Below are 23,149 nucleotides of genomic sequence, written 5' to 3'. Positions count from 1 at the left end.
AATGAATCTTATTTTAGATATAAGTAAGTCATTGTAAAGTTAACTAGCTTTATGATGGCTTTATTTTATTTTGCAAATAAATTTTTTGTAAATCCGAACATTCTCTAATTTGTTTATTATAATACTTCTAATTGAAATTAGATGTGATTAATCATGGAAATAGTGGTATACAAAGGATTATAGGCATAAGAAGATTGCATTTACAAATAATAAGTTAGGAAATTAAAATTATTTTTAACCGTTGACTCACTTTAATTAAGTTGTTATAATTTATTTAATTTATTTTTGAACCAAATACATATTAGGAGGAATTAACTGTTTTGAATAAATTATTAAAACGTATGTTGGCTAAAGAAGATCCTAAAGTTTATCAAACAAAGGACTCACATTTAGTTCAAGCATTAACAACAAAAGATTTTTTAGCTTTAGGTGTGGGAACAATTGTTAGTACAGCCATATTTACTTTACCAGGTGTTGTAGCGGCTAAGTATGCTGGACCAGCTGTGGCATTATCTTTCTTAGCAGCAGCGGTTGTTGCAGGATTAGTAGCGTTTGCTTATGCTGAAATGGCTTCAACGATGCCATTTGCAGGTTCTGCATATTCATGGATTAACGTTGTTTTCGGAGAATTCTTTGGATGGGTTGCTGGTTGGGCTTTATTAGCTGAGTATTTTATTGCTGTAGCTTTTGTTGGCTCAGGTCTTTCAGCAAATTTCCGGGGCTTAATTGAACCACTGGGACTTAAATTGCCAGCTGCGTTATCTAATCCGTTTGGAACAAGTGGTGGTGTAGTTGATTTAATCGCAGTTGTAGTTTTATTATTAGTTGCTATTTTAATTTCACGAGGAATCACGGAAGCTGCCCGTGTGCAAAATGTTTTAGTTATTCTAAAGGTTTTAGCTATTATTTTATTTATAATTGTTGGTGCAACAGCCATTAAATTTGCAAATTATACGCCATTTATTCCTGCACATCGACTGAATTCTGATGGAACTTCTTTTGGTGGTTGGCAAGGAATTTACGCAGGGGTATCTTCAATCTTTCTTTCATACATAGGTTTTGATTCAATAGCTGCTAATGCTGCTGAAGCTAAAAACCCATCAAAAACAATGCCACGTGGTATTTTGGGTTCATTATTAATAGCAGTTGTGTTATTTGTTTCTGTATCATTAGTGCTTGTGGGAATGTATAAGTATACTAATTACGCTAATAATGCTGAACCTGTAGGCTGGGCTTTGCGTCAGGCAGGACATCCAGTTGTAGCAACAGCTGTTTCATCCATAGCGGTTCTGGGTATGTTTACTGCTTTAATTGGGATGATGTTGGCAGGCTCTCGTTTACTTTATTCATTCGGTCGTGATGGAATGTTACCAAAATGGTTAGGGAAATTAAACAAGAATAAATTACCCAACAATGCCTTGCTTCTTTTAACTGTTGTTACAATTGTTTTAGGTGCTGTGTTCCCATTTGAAACGTTATCGCAACTGGTTTCAGCTGGTACATTAATTGCATTTATGTTTGTTTCACTTGGCATCTATGCTGTACGTCCACGTGAAGGTAAAGATTTACAAGAACCAGGATTTAAGATGCCGTTTTATCCAGTATTACCAACAATAGCATTTTTAGGCGCACTTGCAGTCTTTATGGGATTGGACATCGAAGCTAAGGAATATGCGGGATATTGGTTTATTCTCGGAGTAATTGTTTATTTTGTATATGGAATCTCACATTCTACATTAGCTAAAAAGAATAAGAATATTTAATTAAAATACCATGATAAGTACTAGAGTAAATGCTAAATACTTAATCATGGTATTTTTTAATGGGTTAGATCAAGGATGTGATAGGCAAATTACTTAATATTTTAATTCAAGCTCAGGCCACTTTTGTTGCCAATTTTTTCGATTTATTCTATGCATAAAAGCAATTTGGGATTCATTTTTAGAAGCGTAGTGAGGTGTTGGATTAACACGCATTTCAAAAAGGTCTTGTAGACCAAAAGGAGCAAGAATAGTTAAATTTCCTTGAACATCAATATTAACCCCAATTGCGCTACATGTTTCGGGAAATTGCGTTAAAACTTGCTCAATAGTTTCGCCAGTTGGCTGAATTCCTTTGTGTGGGATGAACAAGGAAATGTTGTTTAATTCCCATAGATATTTTGAATATTTTTGATTAAGCAAGGTACTTAAAATTTGATGATTTTCAGCAGTTTCTGTTCGGCTTTGATAATATACGTCGATATTTCCTAGCACCAGTGATGTTGTATGCTTAGTTTGATGATTCCAAATAAGTGTGCGAATAGCACCGGCACAGACAAAGGCATTTGGTAAATGCATTTCATGTAGGATGCCAAAAATTTCTTGTAGTTCTGCATTCTGTAATAAAATATCAGTTAGTTCTTGTTCATATTGCATGTTTAAATTATTCCTCCAATTTGCTATCTTTCTATTGTAAAACTAAATACCCATTAAAAGCTACAGTTTAGTTTTAAAAAATGATAATTATATAAATTAATGTGTATTACTTATTGAAATTATAAATAAATCAAAAAATTTCGATTTTAATAGTGCAAACATGACTTTATTTTGGTATAGTATATATATTAATGATAGCGCTTTATTTATATAAAATAAAATGAATACGCTTTATTTGGAGGGATACTCATTGGAAAAAATTCTTGCAATTAACTCAGGTAGTTCAAGTTTAAAATTTAAATTATTTAATATGCCAGAAGAAAAAGTGCTGGCTTCAGGTCTAATCGAAAGAATAGGACTAAAGACTGCTAATGTGACAATTAAGTATGGAAACGGTGAAAAGTATACAGATGTGACTTCAATTGCGGATCACAAAGTAGCAGTAGATATTTTATTAAATTTGTTACTACGATTTAATATTATTGGTGATTATAATGAAATTACTGGAGTTGGTCATCGCGTTGTTGCGGGTGGAGAGTACTTTAAACATTCAGCAATAATTGATGATGATGTGGAAAAGAAGATTGGTGACTTGGCAGTTTTAGCGCCTTTGCATAATCCAGCCCACTTAATTGGAATTAAAGCATTTAAAAAGCAATTACCACAGGCAATTTCTGTAGCGGTTTTTGATACCGCTTATCATCAAACCATGCCAGAAGAAAATTATATTTATAGTTTGCCGTATGAATGGTATCAAAAATTAGATGTTCGACGTTATGGCGCACATGGAACCAGCCATCAATATGTGGCACAAGAGGCTGCTAAAATGATGAAACGGCCACTTGAAGACCTAAAGCTAATAACGTGCCATTTAGGTGCGGGTGCTTCAATAACTGCAATTAAAGATGGAAAATCATTTGATACATCAATGGGATTCACACCACTAGCTGGAATTACAATGGCTACACGATCTGGTGATGTTGATCCTTCGTTGTTGAGTTATGTAATAGATAAGAATAAGAATGAAGTTCCGGATATGGAAAAAATGGTTGATATATTAAATCATAAAGCAGGTCTTTTGGGTATTTCAGGAGTTTCTTCGGACATGCGAGATATTTTGGAAGCAGCGCCAACAAATCATAGAGCACAACTTGCAGTTGATATTTTTGTAAAAAATGTTGTTAAATACATTGGTCAATATATTGCTGAAATGCAAGGTGTAGATGGAATCGTGTTTACAGCGGGAATTGGTGAAAATTCACAACCAATTCGTTCGCTGGTTATGAAACGCTTAAAGTATCTTGGTATTGAAGAAGATGTTGCTAATAATGCAACGTTTGGGAAAAATATATTTGTTTCAACTGCAGATTCTAAAGTTAAAGTTATGCGGATTATGACAGATGAAGAATTAGTTATTGCGCGTGATGTTCAAACTTTAAAAAAGAGTGTTAATTACGTAAGTGCAAATTAATTATAAATAGAATTGGATAGATATCTATACTTGGAAACGACGACAATCAGTTTTGGGTGTAGATATTTTTTTGTAGTATTATCATAGAAAATTGTACATCTATTAAAATGTGAGATATGATGATTTATGTGAATTAATAATCAGAATAAACTTAATGGAGTGTTCCAGTGAAAATTGAAGAAATACATATAGTTGAATTAAAACTATTAGCCAAATTTAAGCAGATATGTGATAAAAACAAGTTAAAATATTTTCTAATAGGTGGTTCGTTGTTAGGTGCTGTTAGACACAAGGGATTTATACCATGGGATGATGATGTTGATGTAGGCATGCTACGTGGTGATTATGATAAAATGTTGCGCATTTTACCGCAAGAATTAAAGGATTCAGCATATTTTTTACAAACACCATGGAGTGACGAACATTATGGATTGAGTTATGCGAAATTACTTAATTGTGACTATACTATTCAAGAAAAGTTCAATTATAATGATGCACGAAGTGGTCTTTTTATTGATATATTTCCTTTTGATGCAATTCCAATTAGTAAACTAAGTCGTAACTTACAAATGTTACAGTATAAAAGATACAATGATCAACTATTATTGAAGTTAAATTATTCGCCTTTTCCATTACCTGGCAGAGATTATATTAAAGAAAAAATTGCCCAAAATATGGAAGAAATAGATAGTTTAAAAGTAAAGCGTGAAGAAGCAATGTGTCAATATGAATTAGATACGTTTTTGCCTGAATGTAAGAATTTAGCATCACAATATAGTTATGATAAAGAAGTAATTGAACGTGAAAATTTAGATAAATTAAAAGAAGTTCCTTTCGAAAATCTAATGTTAAATGTTCCTTGTGCATATGATCAAATTTTAACAACTATGTATGGTGATTACATGAAACTACCACCAGTAGAAAGAAGAATAAATAAGCATTTAATGGAGATAGAGATTATTAACAATGAACGATAATTGATGGTCACAGAATTGGTGTAACTATACAGACAAAGAATTTATAATTATCTTTTCTATTTAATACAAAGTACCTATTTTTGAGCAATATACGTACAAATATTGTTTAACTTGCATAATAGTTCGATTTTTCTTTGACAATCACCAACCTGTTTGTTATGCTAAAAGCAATTGGGAGGGATATTCGTGAGCAATGAAATTAGTATCGTCATGGGCAGTTCTTCTGACTGGAGTACTATGAAAGAAGCAGCTGCTATTCTAGAACAGTTCGGAATTTTATATGATAAACAAGTTATTTCTGCACATCGTATGCCAAATGAAATGTTTGCTTTTGCCCAAAATGCAAGTAAAGAAGGAAAAAAAGTAATCATTGCTGGTGCTGGTGGCGCAGCACACTTACCAGGAATGATTGCAGCTAATACAGTTTTGCCTGTTATTGGCGTTCCTGTACAAACACATGCTTTAAATGGAATGGATTCACTATTGTCCATTGTCCAAATGCCGGCAGGAATTCCTGTTGCAACTACTGCAATTGGTGTTGCGGGTGCAAAAAATGCAGCATTACTGGCAATCCAAATTTTGGGAATAAGTGATATAAAAATTCAAGAAAAAATTAGTAGGTATCGGAATAAAATGCATGATATGGCAGTAGAAAGTGGTGACCAACTTGTCTAACTATATCGAACAAGGAAAGACAATTGGAATTATTGGCGGTGGTCAATTGGGACAAATGTTGGCTTTTGATGCTAAACAAAATGGTATGAAAGTAATTGTTTTAGATCCTGATATAACTTGTCCAACTGCTCAAGTATGCGATGAGCAAATAGTTGCTCCGTATGATGATATTACGGCAATTGAAAAACTTGCTGATAATGCAGATGTATTGACATATGAGTTTGAAAATGTGGATTTAAACGCATTAGAAGACGTTAAGCATAAAGTATCAGTCCCTCAAGGAACGGAATTATTGCGGATCACTAAAAATAGACTACGTGAGAAAAACTTTTTAGAGAAGAATGATTTACGAGTAGCACCATTTGCTGCAATCAGTGATATGGAATCTTTGCAAAATGCTATAGTTCAGATCGGTTATCCTTGTGTTTTAAAGACATGTGAAGGTGGCTATGATGGCAAAGCGCAATTGGTTTTAAAAACAGCAGTTGATTTAAAACAGGCTACAGAATTGATAGTGCAAGGAAAATGTATATTAGAAGGCTGGGTTTCATTTGAAAAAGAATGTTCAGTCATGGTTGGGCGTAATTTGCAAGGCGAGATTACGGTGTTTCCGGTTAGTGAAAATATCCACTATAACCAAATTTTACATGAGAGCATTATTCCAGCAAGAATAGATGATAAAATACAAGCAGAAGCTCAACAAATGGCAGAAAAAATCGCTGAAAATTTAAATTTATGTGGAATATTAGGCGTTGAGTTTTTTGTAGGAAATGATGGCAAACTTTATGTTAATGAATTAGCGCCAAGACCACATAATTCAGGACATTACTCAATTGAGGCATGTGATTTTTCTCAGTTTGCAATTCATAACCGTGCAATTTGTGGTTGGCCTTTACCTAAGGTTAATTTATTAAAACCAGTTGTGATGGTCAATGTTTTAGGCCAACATGTGCTTAAAACGAGAAAATTAATAAAGCAAAAGCCTACATGGCACTTTCATGATTATGGTAAAGCTGAGAGTCGAGTTGACCGTAAAATGGGGCATATTACAATTTTAACTGATGATTTAAATGAAACACTAGCTGAAATTAAAAAAACAAAGATATGGGAATAACCTTAAAGGAGCATAATAATGATTTCAAGATATACACGGCCAGAGATGGCAAAGTTATGGACAGATGAGAAAAAGTATGAATGCTGGTTAGAAGTTGAATTAGCAGCTGATGAAGCTTGGTCTAAATTAGGTCATATTCCAGTTGAAGATGTAGAAAAGTTACGTAAAAATGCAAAATTTGATGTAAAACGGATTGAAGAAATTGAAGCAGTAACTAAGCATGATGTTATTGCATTTACGCGAACCGTTTCTGAGTCTTTAGGCGCTGAAAAAAAATGGGTTCATTATGGTTTAACAAGCACAGATGTAGTGGATACAGCGTATGGCTATCAGATTAAGCAAGTTAATGAACTATTGCGTCAAGATTTAGAAGAATTTAAAGAGATTGTTGCCCAAAAAGCTAAAAAGTATAAGGATACGGTTTGTATGGGAAGAACGCATGGTGTGCATGCTGAGCCAACAACATTTGGCTTAAAATTAACACGTTGGTATTCAGAAATCAAACGCGATATTGAGCGCTTTGAGCATGCGGCAGCAGGAATTGAAGCAGGAAAAATTAGTGGAGCGGTTGGAACATTTGCTAATATAGATCCTTATATTGAAAAATATGTTTGCGAAAAATTAGGTATTCGTGCTCAAGAAGTTACGAGTCAGGTTTTACCTCGTGATTTACATGCAGAATATATAGCTGCACTAGCACTTATTGCTACTAGTTTAGAAGAATTTGCAACTGAAATTAGAGGTTTACAAAAATCAGAAACTCGAGAGGTAGAAGAACATTTTGCTAAAGGTCAAAAGGGTTCTTCCGCTATGCCGCACAAACGTAATCCAATTGGTTCTGAGAATATATGTGGTTTAGCCCGTGTAATTAGAGGTCATATGTTGACAGCTTATGAGGATGTTTCTTTGTGGCATGAAAGGGATATTTCCCATTCATCAGCAGAAAGAATAATTCTACCTGATACGACCATGTTAATTGATTATATGCTGCATCGTTTTGGAAATATTGTTAAGAACTTAACTGTTTTTCCTGAGAATATGAAACGTAATATGGACAGAACTTTTGGTTTAATCTATAGTGGCCGTGTTTTACTAAAATTAATTGATACCGGAATGAGTCGTGAAGACGCCTATGATTTGATTCAACCAAAAACGGCGCAATCTTGGGATGAACAAAAGGCATTTAGACCACTTTTAGAGGCAGATGCAAGAATTACAGATAGATTGTCTAAGCAAGATTTAGATGATGCATTTGATTATCATTGGCATTTAAAACATGTAGATGACATATTTAAACGTGTTGGATTAGATTAAAAGTCAGTAAAGTGGGATAAATAGTACTTAGTTAGAGACCATAACGTTGTAAACGGAGAATTTGGCTGTGAATTATCTGAAGTATGAGAACAAGCATAATTAAGCTCCTTTTAAACTTTTAATATTCGCATATACAAAGAGTCTGGAATTTTTATTTCAGACTCTTTTTTTGCTTTTAAGTTCGTATTTATATTAAATATATAACTTATTAACTCCTATATATAACTAGAATAATAAAAAAATACTTCTTTAAGCTAAAAATAAATTATAATGTTCGTTATTTAGTGTTGACGATAGAACTTTTTATTGTTAATCTAAGTAGTGAAAAAGCGAATAATTATATTCGTATTTAGCAATAAATTCGCATTTAAGTAAAGGAGATCTAAAAAAGACATGGAAAAGCTGATTTATACGGGTAAAGCCAAACAAATGTGGAGTACTGATGATGAAAATATATTACGGGTTGTATACATGGATCAAGCTACAGCACTGAATGGTAAAAAAAAGGATCAGATTGAGGGTAAAGGACATGTCAATAATGAGATTTCCACTTTGATTTTTGAATATTTAGCCAAAAATGCAATTCCAACACATTTTATAAAAAAGATTTCTAGTACAGAAGAGTTGGTCAAAAAAGTTAAGATTTTTCCTTTGGAATTTGTAACAAGAAATATTGCAGCAGGACACTTTGCAACCCGGTTTGGTGTTGAAGAAGGACTTGCTTTTAAAAAGCCAGTTGAAGAGACTTATTACAAAAGCGATGAGTTAGATGATCCTTTTATGAATGAATCACAAGCATTGGCATTAGAAATTGCTACAGAGACAGAATTACAAAGCATTTGGCAAATTTCGCGTAAAGTCAATGTTTTGTTAACCAAATTATTTGAAAAAGCAGGAATGCAATTAGTTGATTTTAAATTGGAATTTGGTTGTTTAACGGATGGAACAATTGTGTTAGCAGATGAATTTTCACCAGATAATTGTCGATTATGGGATTTAACTACAAAAAAACATATGGATAAGGATGTGTATCGGCGTGAATTAGGTGACATAACTTCGGTATATGAAGAAGTGTTACGAAGATTAAGGAATGAATTAGCTAAGGAGGTTCAATAGTCATGGTCAATGTAAGAATTTTCGTCACATATAAGCAATCAGTTTTTGATCCACAAGGTGAAACAATTACTGAGGCAGTACATGCTTTAGGGCATAAGGAAGTAAAAAATGTTAAAGTTGGAAAATTTTTTGATGTTGAAATTGACCAAACTGTTAAAAAAGTTGAAGAATCTGTTAAAGAAATTTCAGAACAATTACTTGTTAATTTTAATTTAGAAACTTATCGCTATGAAGTGATGGAGGAAGCTTAATGAAGTTTGCAGTTATTGTATTTCCAGGCTCAAATTGTGATATTGATCTTTATGAGGCGTTACATACAGTTTGTCATGCTGATGTACAGTATGTTTCACATAAGGAAAAAACACTTGCAGGATTTGATGCAGTTATGATTCCAGGTGGCTTTTCATATGGTGATTATTTACGTTGCGGTGCAATTGCTCGATTTGCAAATATTATGCCAGCAATTATTGAGTTTGCCAATGCGGGTAAACCGGTTTTTGGAACATGTAATGGGTTTCAAATTCTAACTGAAGCAGGTTTGTTACCAGGAGCATTGAAGCAAAATAATAGTCTTAAGTTTGTTTGCAAAACAGTAGCTTTGGAAGTGAATAACAAAACAATGTTTACAGCAAAATACCAAGATCACGAAATTATAAATTTACCAATTGCACATGCTGATGGTAGTTATTATGCTGATGAAGAAGTTTTGAATGAACTAGAAGAAAATAATCAAATTGCTTTTAGATATGCGAAAGAAAATCCTAATGGTAGCTTACACAATATAGCAGGTATCACAAATGAACGTGGAAATGTTCTTGGAATGATGCCACACCCCGAGCGTGCCGTAGAAGCATTGTTGGGAAATGAAGATGGGCTAAGGTTGTTTAAATCAATTCTGCTAGGAAGTCAAGTAACGGGGGAAATGCGATAATGAGCACAGAAATGACACCTCAAGAAATAAAAGAGCAAAAGCCTTATTTAGATTGGGGATTAACGCAAAAAGAATATGAATATATAAGCGAAAAACTTCTAGGAAGATTACCAAATTATACTGAAACAGGTTTGTTCTCGGTTATGTGGAGTGAGCATTGCTCGTATAAAAAATCAAAACCAGCTTTACGACTATTTCCAAACAAAAATGAGCGAGTTTTGCAAGGACCAGGAGAAGGTGCTGGAATTGTTGATATAGGTGATAACCAAGCAGTTGTTTTTAAGGCAGAAAGTCATAATCATCCATCAGCTGTTGAACCGTATGAGGGTGCTGCAACTGGTGTAGGTGGAATCTTACGCGATATTTTTAGTATGGGTGCACGACCAATCGCTTCTTTAGATTCTTTGCATTTTGGTGAAATTAATCAAGCAAGAACTAAATATTTAATTAATGAAGTGGTTGCAGGCATTGGTGGTTATGGGAATTGCATGGGTATTCCAACTGTTGCTGGAGAAACTACATTTGATGAATGTTATACTGGCAATCCACTTGTTAATGCAATGAGTGTAGGCTTGATGGATCAAAAAGACATGCAAAAAGGACGAGCAGTAGGCGTTGGTAATGCCGTTATGTATGTTGGTGCCAAAACAGGCCGTGATGGTATTCACGGAGCAACCTTTGCATCTGCAGACTTTGCTGATGATCGTGAAACACAACGGTCAGCTGTGCAAGTTGGTGATCCATTTATGGAAAAGTTATTGATGGAAGCATGTTTAGAATTAACGAGTGCACATGCTGAATGGTTGGTTGGTATTCAGGATATGGGTGCAGCTGGAATTGTTTCATCAAGTTGTGAGATGGCTTCTAAAGCAAAAAGTGGAATGGAATTAACGCTTGATTATGTTCCGCAGCGTGAATCAAACATGTCAGCGTATGAGATTATGTTAAGTGAGTCACAAGAAAGAATGCTGCTATGTGTTCGAAAAGGACATGAAGAAGATGTTAAAGCTATTTTTAAGGACTATGATCTTGAAGCAGTTGTAATAGGTCGTGTTACAGAAGGTCATAGATACCTATTGAAACATCAGGGCAAGATAGTGACAGATATTCCAGTATCCAGTTTAACAGACGATGTCTTAGAAGAACCAAGTGAGCAAAAAATTCCACAACATATTATTGATGCCGAAAATAGTAGCAATTGGAAACCACAAATAGATAATCCAACAGAAGTTTTAAACAGAATTTTACAGCAAGCAACGATTGCGTCAAAGGAATCATTTACACAAACCTATGATTCGCAAGTTAGGACAAGTACAGTAGTTGGTCCTGGCAGTGATGCAGGTGTTATCAGGGTCAGAGGAACCAAAAAGGCATTAGCAATGACTACTGATGGAAATGGGCGTTTTGTTTATCTTAATCCCGAAATTGGTGGGAAAATTGCTGTAATTGAAGCTTGTGCCAATATTATCTCTAGTGGCGGTTTACCTTTAGCAATGACAGACTGTTTGAATTATGGAGATCCTAATGATCCTGAAGTTTATTGGGAACTGTATCAATCAGTTAAAGGAATGACAGCAGCATGTAATGTATTTAATACACCAGTTATTTCTGGAAATGTTTCCTTATATAACGAAAATAATGGTAAAGCCATTTTTCCAACACCAATGGTTGGGATGGTAGGCCTAATTAAAAATGTAGCATATACTATCCCATCATTTGTACAAGCAGAGGGTGATATTATATACCTAATTGGTGAAACAAAGGCTGATTATTCTGGTTCAGAGCTGCAAAAGATGCTGACTGGTAATATTTCTGGCAGTTTAAATGATGTTGATTTAATTGAAATAAGTAACAATATGCAAAAACTATTGTCTGCAATGCAACAAGGCTATGTTGCTAGTTGTCATGATTTAAGCGAAGGTGGCTTAGCAGTTGCATTAGCAGAAACAACATTTAAAACAGATTTGGGTTTAAGTGTGAAAATGGCTTTAAATAGTGCAGAATTGTTTAGTGAAACGCCAGGACGATTTGTTGTAACAGTATCACCAGACAAAAAAGAAAGTTTTGAAAAAGTGATGGAAGGTAATATTAAAGAAATTGGTCAAGTTACAAAAACACCTCAGCTAAAGATGAAACTTTCAGATAATGAAATAGAAGTTGCAGTTGAAGAAATGCAACAATTATGGGAGGAGGCAATTCCTTGTCTTATGAAATCAAAGGATTAAATGAAGAATGCGGTATTTTCGGAGTATTTGGTGTTCCAGAAGCTAGCAAATTAACATACTTCGGATTACACAGTTTGCAACATCGGGGGCAAGAAGGCGCAGGAATTGTTTCAAGTGATGGTGAAAAACTATATCAGTATCGTAACCGAGGTCTATTAGCAGAAGTTTTTGCAGACGAAAATGATTTAAATAGACTTACAGGAACAGCAGCAATAGGTCATGTTCGCTACGGTACAAGTGGAAATAATTCAATTGCAAATGTACAACCATTTTTATTTCGTTTTCATGATGGTGATATTGCTTTAGCACACAATGGAAATTTGACTAATGCACAGACATTAAAATGTGAACTCGAAGATAAGGGAGCTGTTTTTCAATCAACTTCAGATACAGAAATTCTAATTCATTTGATACGGCAAAAAAAGAATTTAGGATTTATTGATGCTTTAAAAGCAAGTTTGAATGAAGTAAAAGGTGGATTTGCTTTCTTATTATTACGAAAAGATTGTCTAGTTGCGGCTTTAGATCCAAATGGCTTTAGACCTATGAGTATTGGTCAATTTGATAACGGAGCTTATGTTGTAGTTAGTGAGACATGCGCTTTGGATGTTGTTGGTGCAAAGTTTGTGCGAGATGTTTTTCCTGGAGAATTAGTGATTATTGATAAAAACGGGTTGCGTATCGATCATTATACAACTGATACTAAATTGGCTATTTGTTCGATGGAATACATCTACTTTGCTCGCCCAGACTCTATTATTCATGGTGTAACAGTGCACAATGCTAGAAAAAAAATGGGGAGACTTTTAGCAAAAGAACAGCCTGCACCAACAGCAGACATGGTTATCGGAGTTCCCAATTCATCATTGTCAGCTGCGTCAGGGTACGCAGAAGAAGCTGGATTACCCTATGAAATGGGATTGATTAAGAATCAGTATATTGCAAGAACTTTCATTCAACCAACACAAGAATTGCGTGAACGTGGAGTTAAAATGAAATTGTCAGCTGTTCGAGGTGTTGTAGAAGGAAAAAGTGTTGTCGTAGTAGATGATTCAATTGTTCGAGGGACCACTTCTAAACAATTAGTCCAACTGCTACGTGATGCAGGTGCAAAAGAAGTTCATATGCGTATCGCATCACCCCCACTAAAATTCCCGTGTTTTTATGGCATTGATATGTCAACGCGGGCAGAATTAATGGCAGCTAATCACAGTGTAGCTGATATGTGTAAGATTATTGGTGCAGATACGCTTGGCTTTTTAAGTATTCCAAGCTTAATCACGGCTATTTCTGTACCAGATGCTGGGAATGCACCAAATGGTGGACTAACAGTGGCTTATTTTGACGGGAAATATCCAACACCACTTTATGACTATGAAGAAGGTTATTTAAAATCTTTAAAGCAAACGCAGATACAGGAGGGGTAATTTTATGAGCCGTTACCAAGATGCTGGTGTAGATGTGAATGCTGGCTATGAATTAGTAAATAAAATAAAAAAGGATGTTGAGGCAACAGCACGCTTAGGTGTTTTAGGAACTTTAGGAAGTTTTGGCGGGATGTTTGACTTAAGTGCATTAAAAATTAGTAACCCTGTCCTTGTTTCTGGAACTGATGGTGTAGGCACAAAGTTGATACTTGCACAAATGCTAAATAAGCATGAAACTATTGGAATTGATTGTGTTGCCATGTGTGTTAATGATATTTTAGCTCAGGGAGCTGAACCATTGTATTTCTTAGATTATATAGCAACAGGTCATAATGAACCTGCTAAAATGGCTGAAATTGTCTCTGGTGTTGCACATGGTTGTAAGCAAGCTAATTGTGCATTAATTGGGGGAGAAACTGCAGAAATGCCTGATATGTATACTAAAGATGAATATGATGTTGCTGGCTTTGCTACTGGAGTTGCTGAAAAAGAAAATTTATTAACCCGAGATATGCCACAAGAAAATGATGTTTTAATTGCATTGCCTTCAAGTGGATTACATTCCAATGGCTTTTCATTAGTCCGTCAAATTTTATTTAAGATGCATCAGATAAATTTGAATGATTGTCCAGATATATTTGATGGAAAAACAGTAGGAGAAGTGGTTTTAACTCCCACGCGCATTTATGTTGCAAGTGTATTACCGCTGATTAGAAAGAGATTGTTACATGGAATAAGCCATATTACGGGTGGAGGATTGATTGAAAATTTGCCACGAATGTTTAATGATAGCTTACAAGCACAAATTGAGATAAATTCATGGGAAGTGTTGCCCATTTTTAAATATTTGAAAAATTTAGGTGATTTAAGTCAGGCAGATTGCTATGAAACATTTAATATGGGAATTGGATTAGTAATGGCTGTAGCGCCAGAGGATTATGCTGAAGTAACTAAATTGCTAACAGAAGCTAAAGAAAGATTTTATCGAATCGGTCAACTGAAAAAACGTCCGGAGAATGAAAGTAAAATCACGATTAAATAAATGAGGCATAGATAAAATGAAAATTGCTATTTTTGCATCAGGGAATGGGACAAATTTTGAAGTTTTAGCTAAACAGTTTCAAAAACGCGAGCTTGCAGGAGAATTGAAGCTACTCTTTTGTGATCATCCAGATGCATATGTAATTCAACGAGCTAAAAAGTTTAACATACCAGTAGAAACATTTACCGTTAAAAGTTGTGGTGAAAAACGACTTTATGAAGAAAAAATTGCTCACATATTAATAGAAAATCAAATTGATTTTATTATATTAGCTGGCTATATGAGAGTTATAGGACAACCAATTTTAGCAAAATATGAAGGCTGTATTGTTAATCTGCATCCAGCATATTTACCTGAGTATCCAGGACTACATTCGATTGAACGGGCTTTTGCTGATCATAAAAAGCAAACGGGTGTAACGGTTCACTATATTGATTCAGGTGTTGACTCTGGACCGATAATTGCTCAGGAGCATGTAGCAATTTTACCGGATGATACAGTTGAAACTCTCGAAAAAAGAGTTCATGATTGCGAGCATAGGCTATATCCAGCTACATTGAAAAAGATCTTACAGAACAGATGCGATAAGTAAAGGAGAATACGATACCTATGAAACGAGCATTACTAAGTGTTTCCGACAAAAATGAGTTAGTACCATTTGCTAGATTTTTAACTGAACATGATTATGAAATTGTTTCAACTGGAGGAACTAAAAAAGTTCTAGATGATGCGCGAATACCAACTATTTCAATTGAAAGTGTAACAGGTTTTCCAGAAATTTTGGATGGTAGAGTTAAAACACTTAATCCATATGTACATGGTGGATTATTAGGACGACGTGATTTGCCAGAGCATGTTGCAACAATGAAAGAGCTTAAAATCACTCCAATTGATTTAGTGTGTGTTAATCTGTATCCCTTTAAGCAAACAATTGAAAAGACAGATGTTAGTTTAGCAGATGCAATTGAAAATATTGATATTGGTGGTCCTAGTATGGTACGCTCTGCTGCAAAAAATTATCATGATGTCACAATTGTAGTTGATGCAAATGATTATAGCCAGGTAGAAACCGAAATTACAGCTCAAGGGCATACAAAACTTGAAACAAGAGCTAAATTAGCTGCTAAGGCATTTAGACATACAGCTGCATATGATGCATTGATTGCTGATTATTTAACTGAACAAGTAGGGTTAAAAGCACCAGAAAAGTTGACCTTAACTTATGATTTAAAAGACGAAATGCGCTATGGCGAAAATAGTCATCAAAAAGCATGGTTTTATGAAGATGCGCTGCCCCAACATTATTCTATTTCACAAGCTACACAATTACATGGTAAAAAACTATCATATAATAATATTAAAGATGCAGATGCAGCAATAAGGATTGCACGTGAATTTAATGAACCAACTGTAGTAGCATTAAAGCATATGAATCCATGTGGGATAGGTCAAGCTGAGTGTATAGAAAAAGCTTGGGATAGAGCTTATAAAGCAGATTCGATATCAATATTTGGTGGGGTTATTGTATTAAATCGAACAGTTGATGTAGCTACTGCTGAAAAAATGCATCAACTATTTCTGGAAATAATTATTGCACCAGCATATGAAGATGAGGCTTACAAAATTTTAGCAAAAAAGAAAAACCTACGCTTGTTAGAACTTGATTTTAGTAAGAAAAATGAAAATAAAAAACATGAAATAGTTTCTGTTATGGGAGGTGTTTTGGTTCAAGAACAAGATATTTTATCAGAACAAACAAGTGATTGGAAGACAGTTACTGAAACAAGACCAACAAAAAAACAACTAGAGACATTAATGTTTGCTTGGAAAGCAGTTAAACATACTAAATCTAATGCAATTGTTGTCGCTAATGACGAAAGGACCCTAGGCATTGGAGCAGGTCAACCTAATCGAATAGATTCAACTAAAATTGCTATAAAACACGCTAGTCAAGATATAGACGAGCGTGCAGTATTAGCAAGTGATGCCTTTTTCCCTATGGATGATTGTGTCGAATATGCTGCGACACATGGTATAAAAGCGATTGTACAACCTGGTGGTTCTATTCGCGATCAAGATTCAATTGATATGGCTAATAAGTATGGTATTGCAATGGTGACTACAGGAATACGTCATTTTAGACACTAACTAAGAAAGGTGATACATCATGAAAGATGATATGAAGCTACTGATAGTTGGTTCAGGCGGACGTGAGCATGCGATAGCCAAAGCATTGCTAAAAAGTTCGCATGTTGCTAGTGTTTTTTGTGCTCCAGGTAATATTGGTATGGAAGCAGATGGGATAAAAACAATTGCTATTAATGAATTGGATTTTGATGCTTTAAAGGGCTTTGTTTATGAAGAACAAATAGATTGGACTTTTGTTGGCCCAGAAGATGCTTTAGTTGCAGGAATAGTAGATTCATTTGAAGCAGATGGTTTAAAAATATTTGGTCCCAACGCTAAGGCTGCTCAATTAGAAGGTTCAAAGGATTATGCAATGCGTTTTATGGATACATATGATATTCCAACTGCAAGATTTGCCACTTTTAAAAATTCAAGAGATGCGATAGAAGGGTTGAAAAACTTTGATGCACCTATTGTTATTAAGGCTGATGGATTAGCTTCTGGAAAAGGTGTTGTTATTTCAGATACGAAAAAGAAAGCAGCTGAACAAATTAGTTTGATGTTTAAAAAAGGGCAAAAACAAATTGTAATCGAAGAATTTTTGGATGGCGAAGAATATTCTTTATTTGTTGTAGTAGGAAAAGATGATTACCGTATCTTGCCAATGGCTCAAGATCACAAACGGGCCTATGATGCTGATAAAGGGCCTAATACAGGCGGAATGGGTGCATATAGCCCTATACCACAATTAAGTAATGCAGATTATAAAAGAATGTTAGCCGAAGTTGTTAAGCCAACAATTACAGGTTTAAAAGAAGCAAAGTTAGCTTATCGAGGAATAATCTATATAGGAATGATTTTAACAAAACAAGGGCCTAAAGTTATTGAGTATAATGTTCGTTTAGGTGATCCTGAGACGCAAGTTGTTTTATTGCGTGTTAAAAATGATTTTGCTGAATTAATTGATGCAGTTGTCAATAATTATAAACTGCCAATTGTTACTGAAACGAAACAAGCATGTTTAGGTGTTGTAATTGCAGCGCAAGGATATCCTAGCCAACCGATAAATAATCAGAAAATACCAATTTTTTCTAAAAATGAAATAATAACAATTGATTATGCCAATGTAAAAGGAACAGTTGAAAACCTTTATGGAAACGGAGGCCGTTTATTAACGGTTATTGCTAGTGCAGCGACATTAGAAAAAGCACAGTCTGAGGTTTATAAATATTTAAGTGAAACTAAATTGGAACAATGCTTCTATCGTAAAGATATAGGCTATCGCGCGACACAAAAAACATATTAAAATTAGTTAGTGTTTTAGAAATAAACTACTTAATTTTTGAAGCAAAAGACAATACGCTTTTGTTTCTTTTTTTTGTAATAATATCTGATTATTTTCTCTTTATTAACCATTAGTAATGTGCTACACTAAGGCAACAATAAAGTAATAAAGAGGTCAAAAAAATGACGAATTTTGCATATCATGTTTTTAGCGAAGTTGCAAAGCGAAAGACCTTGGTAGCTGCTGCACGTGAATTAAATGTCACTCCTTCTGCAATCAGCCATTCAATTACAGGTCTTGAAAAGGAATTAGGCTTTTCATTATTTTTACGTAATCGTAACGGTGTTAAATTAACGTCTGATGGTCAAAAGATTTTGCCGATAGTACAAGAAATATTAAATACAGAAGCAAAGTTAGTAGAAGAAGCAGGAAGAATAAATGGGTTAAATCATGGTCGAATTCGCATTGGGGCATTTAGCAGTGTTTGTATTAACTGGTTACCCGACATCATAAATACTTTTAAAAAAGACTTTCCAGAAATTGAAATTTCTGTGCGTCAAGGACCATTTAACGAGGTTGTTGAACAAGTTAGACTAGGAAGTCTTGATTTAGGCTTTAGTGCTTTGCCAATAAAAGAAAATCTAGAGGTGTTGCCATTACATCAAGACCAAATTTTTTGTATTGCACCTACTGGATTTAAACCTCAAAATGGTAAAACAATAACTAAGCAAGATGTAATTAATGAAGAATTTATTTTACAACAAATTGACTATGATCGTGATACTAAACAGGCTCTTGATACATATAATGTTTCAGTGAATTCTATCCAGTACAGTATAGATGATGCCTCTATTATTGCAATGGTTGAAAGTGGCTTAGGCTTAGGCATTTTACCGGAGTTAGCATTACAAAAGTTAAGTGGTAATGTTAGCAGCTTTCCATTTTCAGAAAAATTTTATCGTACTATTTGTTTAGTTTCGCATGCACAAACACAGCAAACACCGTCTACACAAGCTTTCATAAAAACAGTAAAGGATTATATAAATAGAAGATATATTAAGTAATTCTAATAAAAAATAATTAATTGAATTGTTTCGCTTGCAAGTTAAAGTAGAATTTGGTAATATGCATGAGAATTAATGAATTAGAGGTGACAAAATGGAAACAAAAATTGAAATTGGTGACAAAGTAAAGTGTCAAAAATTTGGGTCATTAAAGCATGATTTTGTTGGATCTGTTGAAAAAAAATATGAAAACTCAGCAGTTGTAACGATTTTAGAGCATAATGAAGAAGACAGTATAGCTGTAACTGATTTTCATAATCGAGCAGTTGTACGATTCGATTGTATGAAAAAAATGCCTGCATAGAAGCTAAAAAAACGTGACAAGAACAGGATATTCTGCTATACTGTTTCTTGTTGATGCGGGTGTAGTTTAGTGGTAAAATTCCAGCTTCCCAAGCTGATGTCGCGAGTTCGATTCTCGTCACCCGCTTAATAAACAATCTATGATAGAAGAAGAGTAAATTAGTTAAACTTGTAGCGAGTCTGGGATGATGTGAGCCAGATAGAAAGACTGATTGAAGCGCGCTTCTTAGATTTTAAAATTAATACTTAAAGTGGATTTACTAATCAAGTAGAGTGGTACCGCGGGAAAATCTCGTCTCTTACATTATGGGTAATAATGTAAGAGATTTTTTATTTTAGGAGGAAAAAATGATAGATTATAAGCAAAAAGTAGCTACAGCAATTAGCGTAGCCGTGGATGGAAGTTTAAATGAAAAAGATATTTTTTACAAAATTGAGGTACCAAAAGCGTTAAATTTAGGTGATTATGCATTTCCAGCTTTTGCTTTAGCAAAATATTTGCACAAAGCACCTCAAATAATCGCTACTGAATTAGTGGAGAAGATTGATAAAAAAGGATTCGAAAAAGTCGAGGCAGTAGGTCCTTACATCAATTTCTTTTTAGATAAAAAAGATTACAGTAACAATATTTTAAATGAAGTTTTAAATGAACAGGACAATTTTGGTTCACAAGACTTAGGTAAAAGTAATAATGTCCCTATAGATATGTCTTCGCCAAATATTGCTAAACCAATGTCAATGGGACATTTACGTTCGACCGTTATTGGTAATGCAATTGCTAATTTATTAGCTAAAACAAATTATGTTCCCGTTAAAATAAATCATTTGGGTGATTGGGGAACACAATTTGGTAAATTAATGTGTGCGTACAAAATGTGGGGGAGTGAAGAAGAGGTTAAAAAGGACCCTATTGCAACCTTACTTAAATATTATGTGCGTTTTCATGAAGAAGATGTTGATAAACCAGAACTAGATGATGATGCTAGGGAATGGTTTAAACGTTTAGAAGACGGCGACAAAGAAGCAACACAACTATGGAAATGGTTTCGCTCTGAATCTTTAAAAGAGTTTATACAAATCTATGATGAATTAGGAATTAAATTTGATTCTTATAATGGAGAAGCCTTTTATAACGATAAAATGGATGAGATTGTTGAATTGTTAGAACAAAAAAATCTATTAAAAGAAAGTAATGGCGCTCAGATCGTTGATCTTTCCAAATATGATTTAAATCCTGCTCTAATTAAGCGCTCAGATGGTGCAACTTTATACATTACAAGAGATTTAGCAGCTGCGTTATACCGTAAGAGAACATACAATTTTACTCAATCGTTGTATGTTGTGGGAAATGAACAAACGAACCACTTTAAACAATTAAAGGCTGTTTTAAAAGAAATGGGTTACGATTGGTCAGACGATATTCATCATATTCCATTTGGTTTAATTACTTCTGGTGGGAAAAAACTGTCGACTCGTGCCGGCCGTGTAATCTTATTACAAGATGTTTTGAATGATGCTATTAGTTTAGCAAGCAAACAAATAGATGAGAAGAATCCAAGTTTAGCAAATAAAAAGCAAGTAGCTCATGATGTCGGAGTTGGTGCAGTGGTATTTCATGACTTAAAAAATGAGCGACTAAATAATTTTGATTTTGATTTAGAAGAAGTTGTACGATTTGAAGGTGAAACAGGGCCTTACGTTCAATATGCGCATGCGCGTGCAATGAGTATTTTAAGAAAGGCAGGCGTTAGTGAACTTGGCACAGCAAGTTATGAATTAGATGATAATCAAGCATGGGAAACGCTACGTTTATTAGGTGACTTTCCTAATACAATTGAGCGTGCAGTTGTTGAATATGAACCATCAGTAATTGCAAAATATGCAATTCATTTAGCCAAGGCTTTTAATAAATATTATGCACACTCAAAGATTTTGAAAGCTGATAAGCAAAAAGCAGCTCGAATTGCCTTGGTTGCTAGTGTAGCAGTTGTATTAAAAGAAGCATTACGTCTATTAGGTGTAGCTGCACCTGATGAAATGTAAGAATAGTTTAGTATAAGTAGAAAGCACTAATAATTGTTCGATATTTAATAGAGCAATTGTTAGTGCTTTGTTAGCTATCTTAGATTGGTATTTAAAGCAGGACTAATTAGTAAAAATGATGGTGAATATTTTATAAAAAACATAGATATAGCACTTTATTAAGGATATTAATTCGAAAAAAATAGGAAATATTACGAAAAATATATAAAATAATAATATATTATGGTAAAATATTTTTGCATTAACCATACATATAAATTATTTCAAGTCTTTATTTTTGAAAGCGTTTTATAAGAAAGAAGGGGGATTTATGGAACGTGTAAAGAAAGATTTTTTTAATAAGTTTCCGTTTAAAGCGGATGAAAGAGATTTTTTTGAAAAAAATAGTATATGTAAAGAATTAAAAAGAAAGGAATTTATTAATTTAAGGGAGATAAAAGGCAATTTATATTTTGTAATTGAGGGTATTGTGCAAATTGATGAGATGTTAATCAATGGAGAAAACGTTCAGATAACGTTTCTGGGTGAAAAAAATTTTTTCCATGCTTCTTCGATGATAAATCTGAAATAACTAGTATAGAACGTGTTGTAGCATGTTCACGCAAAGTAAAGTTACTTCGGATTAATTTAGAAAAGTTGAAGAAGTTTATTAAAGAAAATAGTTCTAGTTTTTACAAATTAGCATATGAAAATCATAAGTCAATTGCGGTAAATAATCACTTGTGGCATAGTAAAATATATGAGAATATTCTTTTGCAAACGATGCACTGTATCCTAATGCTAGCTCAAACAATTGGATTTGAAACAGATAAAGGATTGGAAATACCAATTAGTCAACAGGTTATTGCAAAAGCATTAAAAACAACACGGATGACAGTTAACAAAGCGGTAATTTGTCTCGAACAAGAAAAACGTATTATTAGGGATAGACGGAAAATAATTGTCTTAAAAGATAAACTAGAGCTTCCATTAGGTGATGAAAATTAATCGAAAGTTTATATTTATGCACTTTTTTTTGCTATAATGTAATAGTATAGACATTAGTATCTAAGTTTTCTATTTTATATGATATTTGGAGGAAGCATATGAAGAAGGAACAAAGACAAGCAAAAATTGAGCAATTAATTAAACAAAATTTGATTTCGACACAAGATGATTTAATGAGACGATTAGAAGAAAGTGGTATTAAAGCAACGCAAGCAACAATATCTCGAGATATCCGAGATATGAAGATTATTAAAGAACAAGATGGTAATGGAAATTTACATTACGTCATTTTTAAAGCTAACAATCAGACTGAAGAAGAACGTTTATATAAAACAATCTACGATACAGTAAAGAGTTTAACTCAAGTAGAGTTTATGAATGTTATTCATACAATGCCGAGGAATGCGAATGTTCTAGCTGCGATTTTAGATGATTTAGTACAACCACAAATTGTAGGAACATTAGCTGGCTATGATACCGTTATCATTATAAGCGGTTCAAAAAGTGATGCATCAAGTGTAAATGAACTATTTAGAATTCATATGAATGAAGACAACTTAATTTAATAATATTTGCTTAAAAAGCATTAATATAATATGGCTTCTGTGCTATATTGGAAAGACAGAATTAA

At 33.9% G+C, this 23,149-nt stretch carries 22 protein-coding genes, 1 tRNA gene and 1 other annotated feature; of the genes, 22 read left to right on the top strand and 1 reads right to left on the bottom strand.

Annotation, left to right across the window (positions count from 1 at the left end; all coding sequences use genetic code 11):
- Positions 1-320 precede the first annotated feature (320 nt).
- Positions 321-1,763 (top strand): APC family permease, encoded by a 1,443-nt coding sequence (locus tag LB941_RS05400; RefSeq protein ID WP_253360137.1) that lies wholly within the window; start codon positions 321-323, stop codon positions 1,761-1,763.
- A 93-nt stretch (positions 1,764-1,856) separates the two neighbouring features.
- Here LB941_RS05400 and LB941_RS05395 read toward each other — a convergent pair whose 3' ends face one another.
- Positions 1,857-2,417, bottom strand: a complete 561-nt coding sequence (locus tag LB941_RS05395; protein WP_253360135.1) for a nucleotidyltransferase family protein — start codon at positions 2,415-2,417, stop codon at positions 1,857-1,859.
- A 250-nt stretch (positions 2,418-2,667) separates the two neighbouring features.
- Between LB941_RS05395 and LB941_RS05390 the strand changes: the two genes are divergently transcribed.
- The 21 genes from LB941_RS05390 to argR all read left to right on the top strand — a co-directional run bounded on the left by LB941_RS05390 (position 2,668) and on the right by argR (position 23,084).
- Positions 2,668-3,888, top strand: a complete 1,221-nt coding sequence (locus LB941_RS05390) for an acetate kinase (RefSeq protein WP_253360133.1) — start codon at positions 2,668-2,670, stop codon at positions 3,886-3,888.
- Between the two features lie 167 nt (positions 3,889-4,055).
- Entirely contained in the window at positions 4,056-4,865 is an 810-nt protein-coding gene (locus LB941_RS05385; protein WP_253360131.1) for a LicD family protein, read from the top strand.
- Between the two features lie 210 nt (positions 4,866-5,075).
- On the top strand, positions 5,076-5,540 hold the full coding sequence (gene purE, locus LB941_RS05380) for a 5-(carboxyamino)imidazole ribonucleotide mutase (RefSeq protein WP_425270497.1): 465 nt from the start codon (positions 5,076-5,078) through the stop codon (positions 5,538-5,540).
- Positions 5,533-6,654 (top strand): 5-(carboxyamino)imidazole ribonucleotide synthase, encoded by a 1,122-nt coding sequence (purK, locus tag LB941_RS05375; RefSeq protein WP_253360127.1) that lies wholly within the window; start codon positions 5,533-5,535, stop codon positions 6,652-6,654. Before purE ends, purK begins: the two co-directional genes overlap by 8 nt.
- 18 nt (positions 6,655-6,672) lie before the next feature.
- Positions 6,673-7,968, top strand: a complete 1,296-nt coding sequence (gene purB / locus LB941_RS05370) for an adenylosuccinate lyase (protein ID WP_253360125.1) — start codon at positions 6,673-6,675, stop codon at positions 7,966-7,968.
- A gap of 393 nt (positions 7,969-8,361) precedes the next feature.
- The gene (purC, locus tag LB941_RS05365; RefSeq protein WP_253360123.1) at positions 8,362-9,084 is read left to right on the top strand and encodes a phosphoribosylaminoimidazolesuccinocarboxamide synthase; all 723 of its coding nucleotides are present in this window, start codon (positions 8,362-8,364) and stop codon (positions 9,082-9,084) included.
- 2 nt (positions 9,085-9,086) lie between these two features.
- Entirely contained in the window at positions 9,087-9,335 is a 249-nt protein-coding gene (gene purS, locus LB941_RS05360) for a phosphoribosylformylglycinamidine synthase subunit PurS (protein ID WP_253360121.1), read from the top strand.
- On the top strand, positions 9,335-10,015 hold the full coding sequence (gene purQ, locus LB941_RS05355; protein WP_253360119.1) for a phosphoribosylformylglycinamidine synthase subunit PurQ: 681 nt from the start codon (positions 9,335-9,337) through the stop codon (positions 10,013-10,015). The genes purS and purQ overlap by 1 nt, the downstream gene beginning before the upstream one ends.
- Positions 10,015-12,240 carry a phosphoribosylformylglycinamidine synthase subunit PurL gene (purL, locus tag LB941_RS05350; RefSeq protein WP_253360118.1) on the top strand — a complete coding sequence of 742 codons (2,226 nt, stop codon included), beginning with the start codon at positions 10,015-10,017 and terminating at the stop codon, positions 12,238-12,240. The genes purQ and purL overlap by 1 nt, the downstream gene beginning before the upstream one ends.
- Entirely contained in the window at positions 12,216-13,667 is a 1,452-nt protein-coding gene (purF, locus tag LB941_RS05345) for an amidophosphoribosyltransferase (RefSeq protein ID WP_253360117.1), read from the top strand. Before purL ends, purF begins: the two co-directional genes overlap by 25 nt.
- Positions 13,668-13,671: 4 nt before the next feature.
- Positions 13,672-14,709: a phosphoribosylformylglycinamidine cyclo-ligase gene (purM, locus tag LB941_RS05340; protein WP_253360116.1), complete on the top strand. Its 1,038-nt coding sequence runs from the start codon at positions 13,672-13,674 to the stop codon at positions 14,707-14,709.
- A gap of 16 nt (positions 14,710-14,725) precedes the next feature.
- Positions 14,726-15,301 carry a phosphoribosylglycinamide formyltransferase gene (purN, locus tag LB941_RS05335; RefSeq protein WP_253360115.1) on the top strand — a complete coding sequence of 192 codons (576 nt, stop codon included), beginning with the start codon at positions 14,726-14,728 and terminating at the stop codon, positions 15,299-15,301.
- A gap of 17 nt (positions 15,302-15,318) precedes the next feature.
- Positions 15,319-16,857, top strand: a complete 1,539-nt coding sequence (gene purH / locus LB941_RS05330; RefSeq protein WP_253360114.1) for a bifunctional phosphoribosylaminoimidazolecarboxamide formyltransferase/IMP cyclohydrolase — start codon at positions 15,319-15,321, stop codon at positions 16,855-16,857.
- 19 nt (positions 16,858-16,876) lie between these two features.
- The gene (gene purD, locus LB941_RS05325; protein ID WP_253360113.1) at positions 16,877-18,142 is read left to right on the top strand and encodes a phosphoribosylamine--glycine ligase; all 1,266 of its coding nucleotides are present in this window, start codon (positions 16,877-16,879) and stop codon (positions 18,140-18,142) included.
- 161 nt (positions 18,143-18,303) lie between these two features.
- A complete protein-coding gene (locus LB941_RS05320; protein ID WP_253360112.1) occupies positions 18,304-19,185 on the top strand; it encodes a LysR family transcriptional regulator in 882 nt (293 codons plus the stop codon).
- Positions 19,186-19,279: 94 nt separating this feature from the next.
- A complete protein-coding gene (locus LB941_RS05315) occupies positions 19,280-19,489 on the top strand; it encodes a DUF2187 domain-containing protein (protein ID WP_253360110.1) in 210 nt (69 codons plus the stop codon).
- 55 nt (positions 19,490-19,544) lie between these two features.
- A tRNA-Gly gene (locus LB941_RS05310) sits at positions 19,545-19,615 on the top strand.
- A 4-nt stretch (positions 19,616-19,619) separates the two neighbouring features.
- Positions 19,620-19,791: a binding site (T-box leader), on the top strand.
- A gap of 48 nt (positions 19,792-19,839) precedes the next feature.
- On the top strand, positions 19,840-21,531 hold the full coding sequence (gene argS / locus LB941_RS05305) for an arginine--tRNA ligase (RefSeq protein ID WP_341869224.1): 1,692 nt from the start codon (positions 19,840-19,842) through the stop codon (positions 21,529-21,531).
- 310 nt (positions 21,532-21,841) lie between these two features.
- The gene (locus LB941_RS05300) at positions 21,842-22,102 is read left to right on the top strand and encodes a cyclic nucleotide-binding domain-containing protein (protein WP_253360106.1); all 261 of its coding nucleotides are present in this window, start codon (positions 21,842-21,844) and stop codon (positions 22,100-22,102) included.
- Between the two features lie 65 nt (positions 22,103-22,167).
- Positions 22,168-22,518 (top strand): helix-turn-helix domain-containing protein, encoded by a 351-nt coding sequence (locus LB941_RS05295; protein WP_253360104.1) that lies wholly within the window; start codon positions 22,168-22,170, stop codon positions 22,516-22,518.
- Between the two features lie 98 nt (positions 22,519-22,616).
- Complete coding sequence (gene argR, locus LB941_RS05290) at positions 22,617-23,084, top strand: arginine repressor (protein ID WP_253360102.1); 468 nt, start codon at positions 22,617-22,619, stop codon at positions 23,082-23,084.
- The last annotated feature ends 65 nt before the right edge of the window (positions 23,085-23,149 follow it).

This window comes from Ligilactobacillus ubinensis (assembly GCF_024160875.1).
In the GTDB taxonomy this organism is placed as follows: domain Bacteria; phylum Bacillota; class Bacilli; order Lactobacillales; family Lactobacillaceae; genus Ligilactobacillus; species Ligilactobacillus ubinensis.
Note: the sequence above shows the minus strand (reverse complement) of the source record. Positions and strands in the feature narration are given on the sequence as shown.

Coding starts and splice junctions, on each gene's coding strand:
- purE (WP_425270497.1), top strand. CDS start 5,076: ATGGGCAGTTCTTCTGACTGGAGTACTATGAAAGAAGCAGCTGCTATT.
- purB (WP_253360125.1), top strand. CDS start 6,673: ATGATTTCAAGATATACACGGCCAGAGATGGCAAAGTTATGGACAGAT.
- LB941_RS05320 (WP_253360112.1), top strand. CDS start 18,304: ATGACGAATTTTGCATATCATGTTTTTAGCGAAGTTGCAAAGCGAAAG.
- argR (WP_253360102.1), top strand. CDS start 22,617: ATGAAGAAGGAACAAAGACAAGCAAAAATTGAGCAATTAATTAAACAA.
- purH (WP_253360114.1), top strand. CDS start 15,319: ATGAAACGAGCATTACTAAGTGTTTCCGACAAAAATGAGTTAGTACCA.
- purM (WP_253360116.1), top strand. CDS start 13,672: ATGAGCCGTTACCAAGATGCTGGTGTAGATGTGAATGCTGGCTATGAA.
- purD (WP_253360113.1), top strand. CDS start 16,877: ATGAAAGATGATATGAAGCTACTGATAGTTGGTTCAGGCGGACGTGAG.
- purQ (WP_253360119.1), top strand. CDS start 9,335: ATGAAGTTTGCAGTTATTGTATTTCCAGGCTCAAATTGTGATATTGAT.
- purC (WP_253360123.1), top strand. CDS start 8,362: ATGGAAAAGCTGATTTATACGGGTAAAGCCAAACAAATGTGGAGTACT.
- LB941_RS05395 (WP_253360135.1), bottom strand. CDS start 2,417: ATGCAATATGAACAAGAACTAACTGATATTTTATTACAGAATGCAGAA.
- purS (WP_253360121.1), top strand. CDS start 9,087: ATGGTCAATGTAAGAATTTTCGTCACATATAAGCAATCAGTTTTTGAT.
- LB941_RS05300 (WP_253360106.1), top strand. CDS start 21,842: ATGGAACGTGTAAAGAAAGATTTTTTTAATAAGTTTCCGTTTAAAGCG.
- LB941_RS05315 (WP_253360110.1), top strand. CDS start 19,280: ATGGAAACAAAAATTGAAATTGGTGACAAAGTAAAGTGTCAAAAATTT.
- purL (WP_253360118.1), top strand. CDS start 10,015: ATGAGCACAGAAATGACACCTCAAGAAATAAAAGAGCAAAAGCCTTAT.
- purN (WP_253360115.1), top strand. CDS start 14,726: ATGAAAATTGCTATTTTTGCATCAGGGAATGGGACAAATTTTGAAGTT.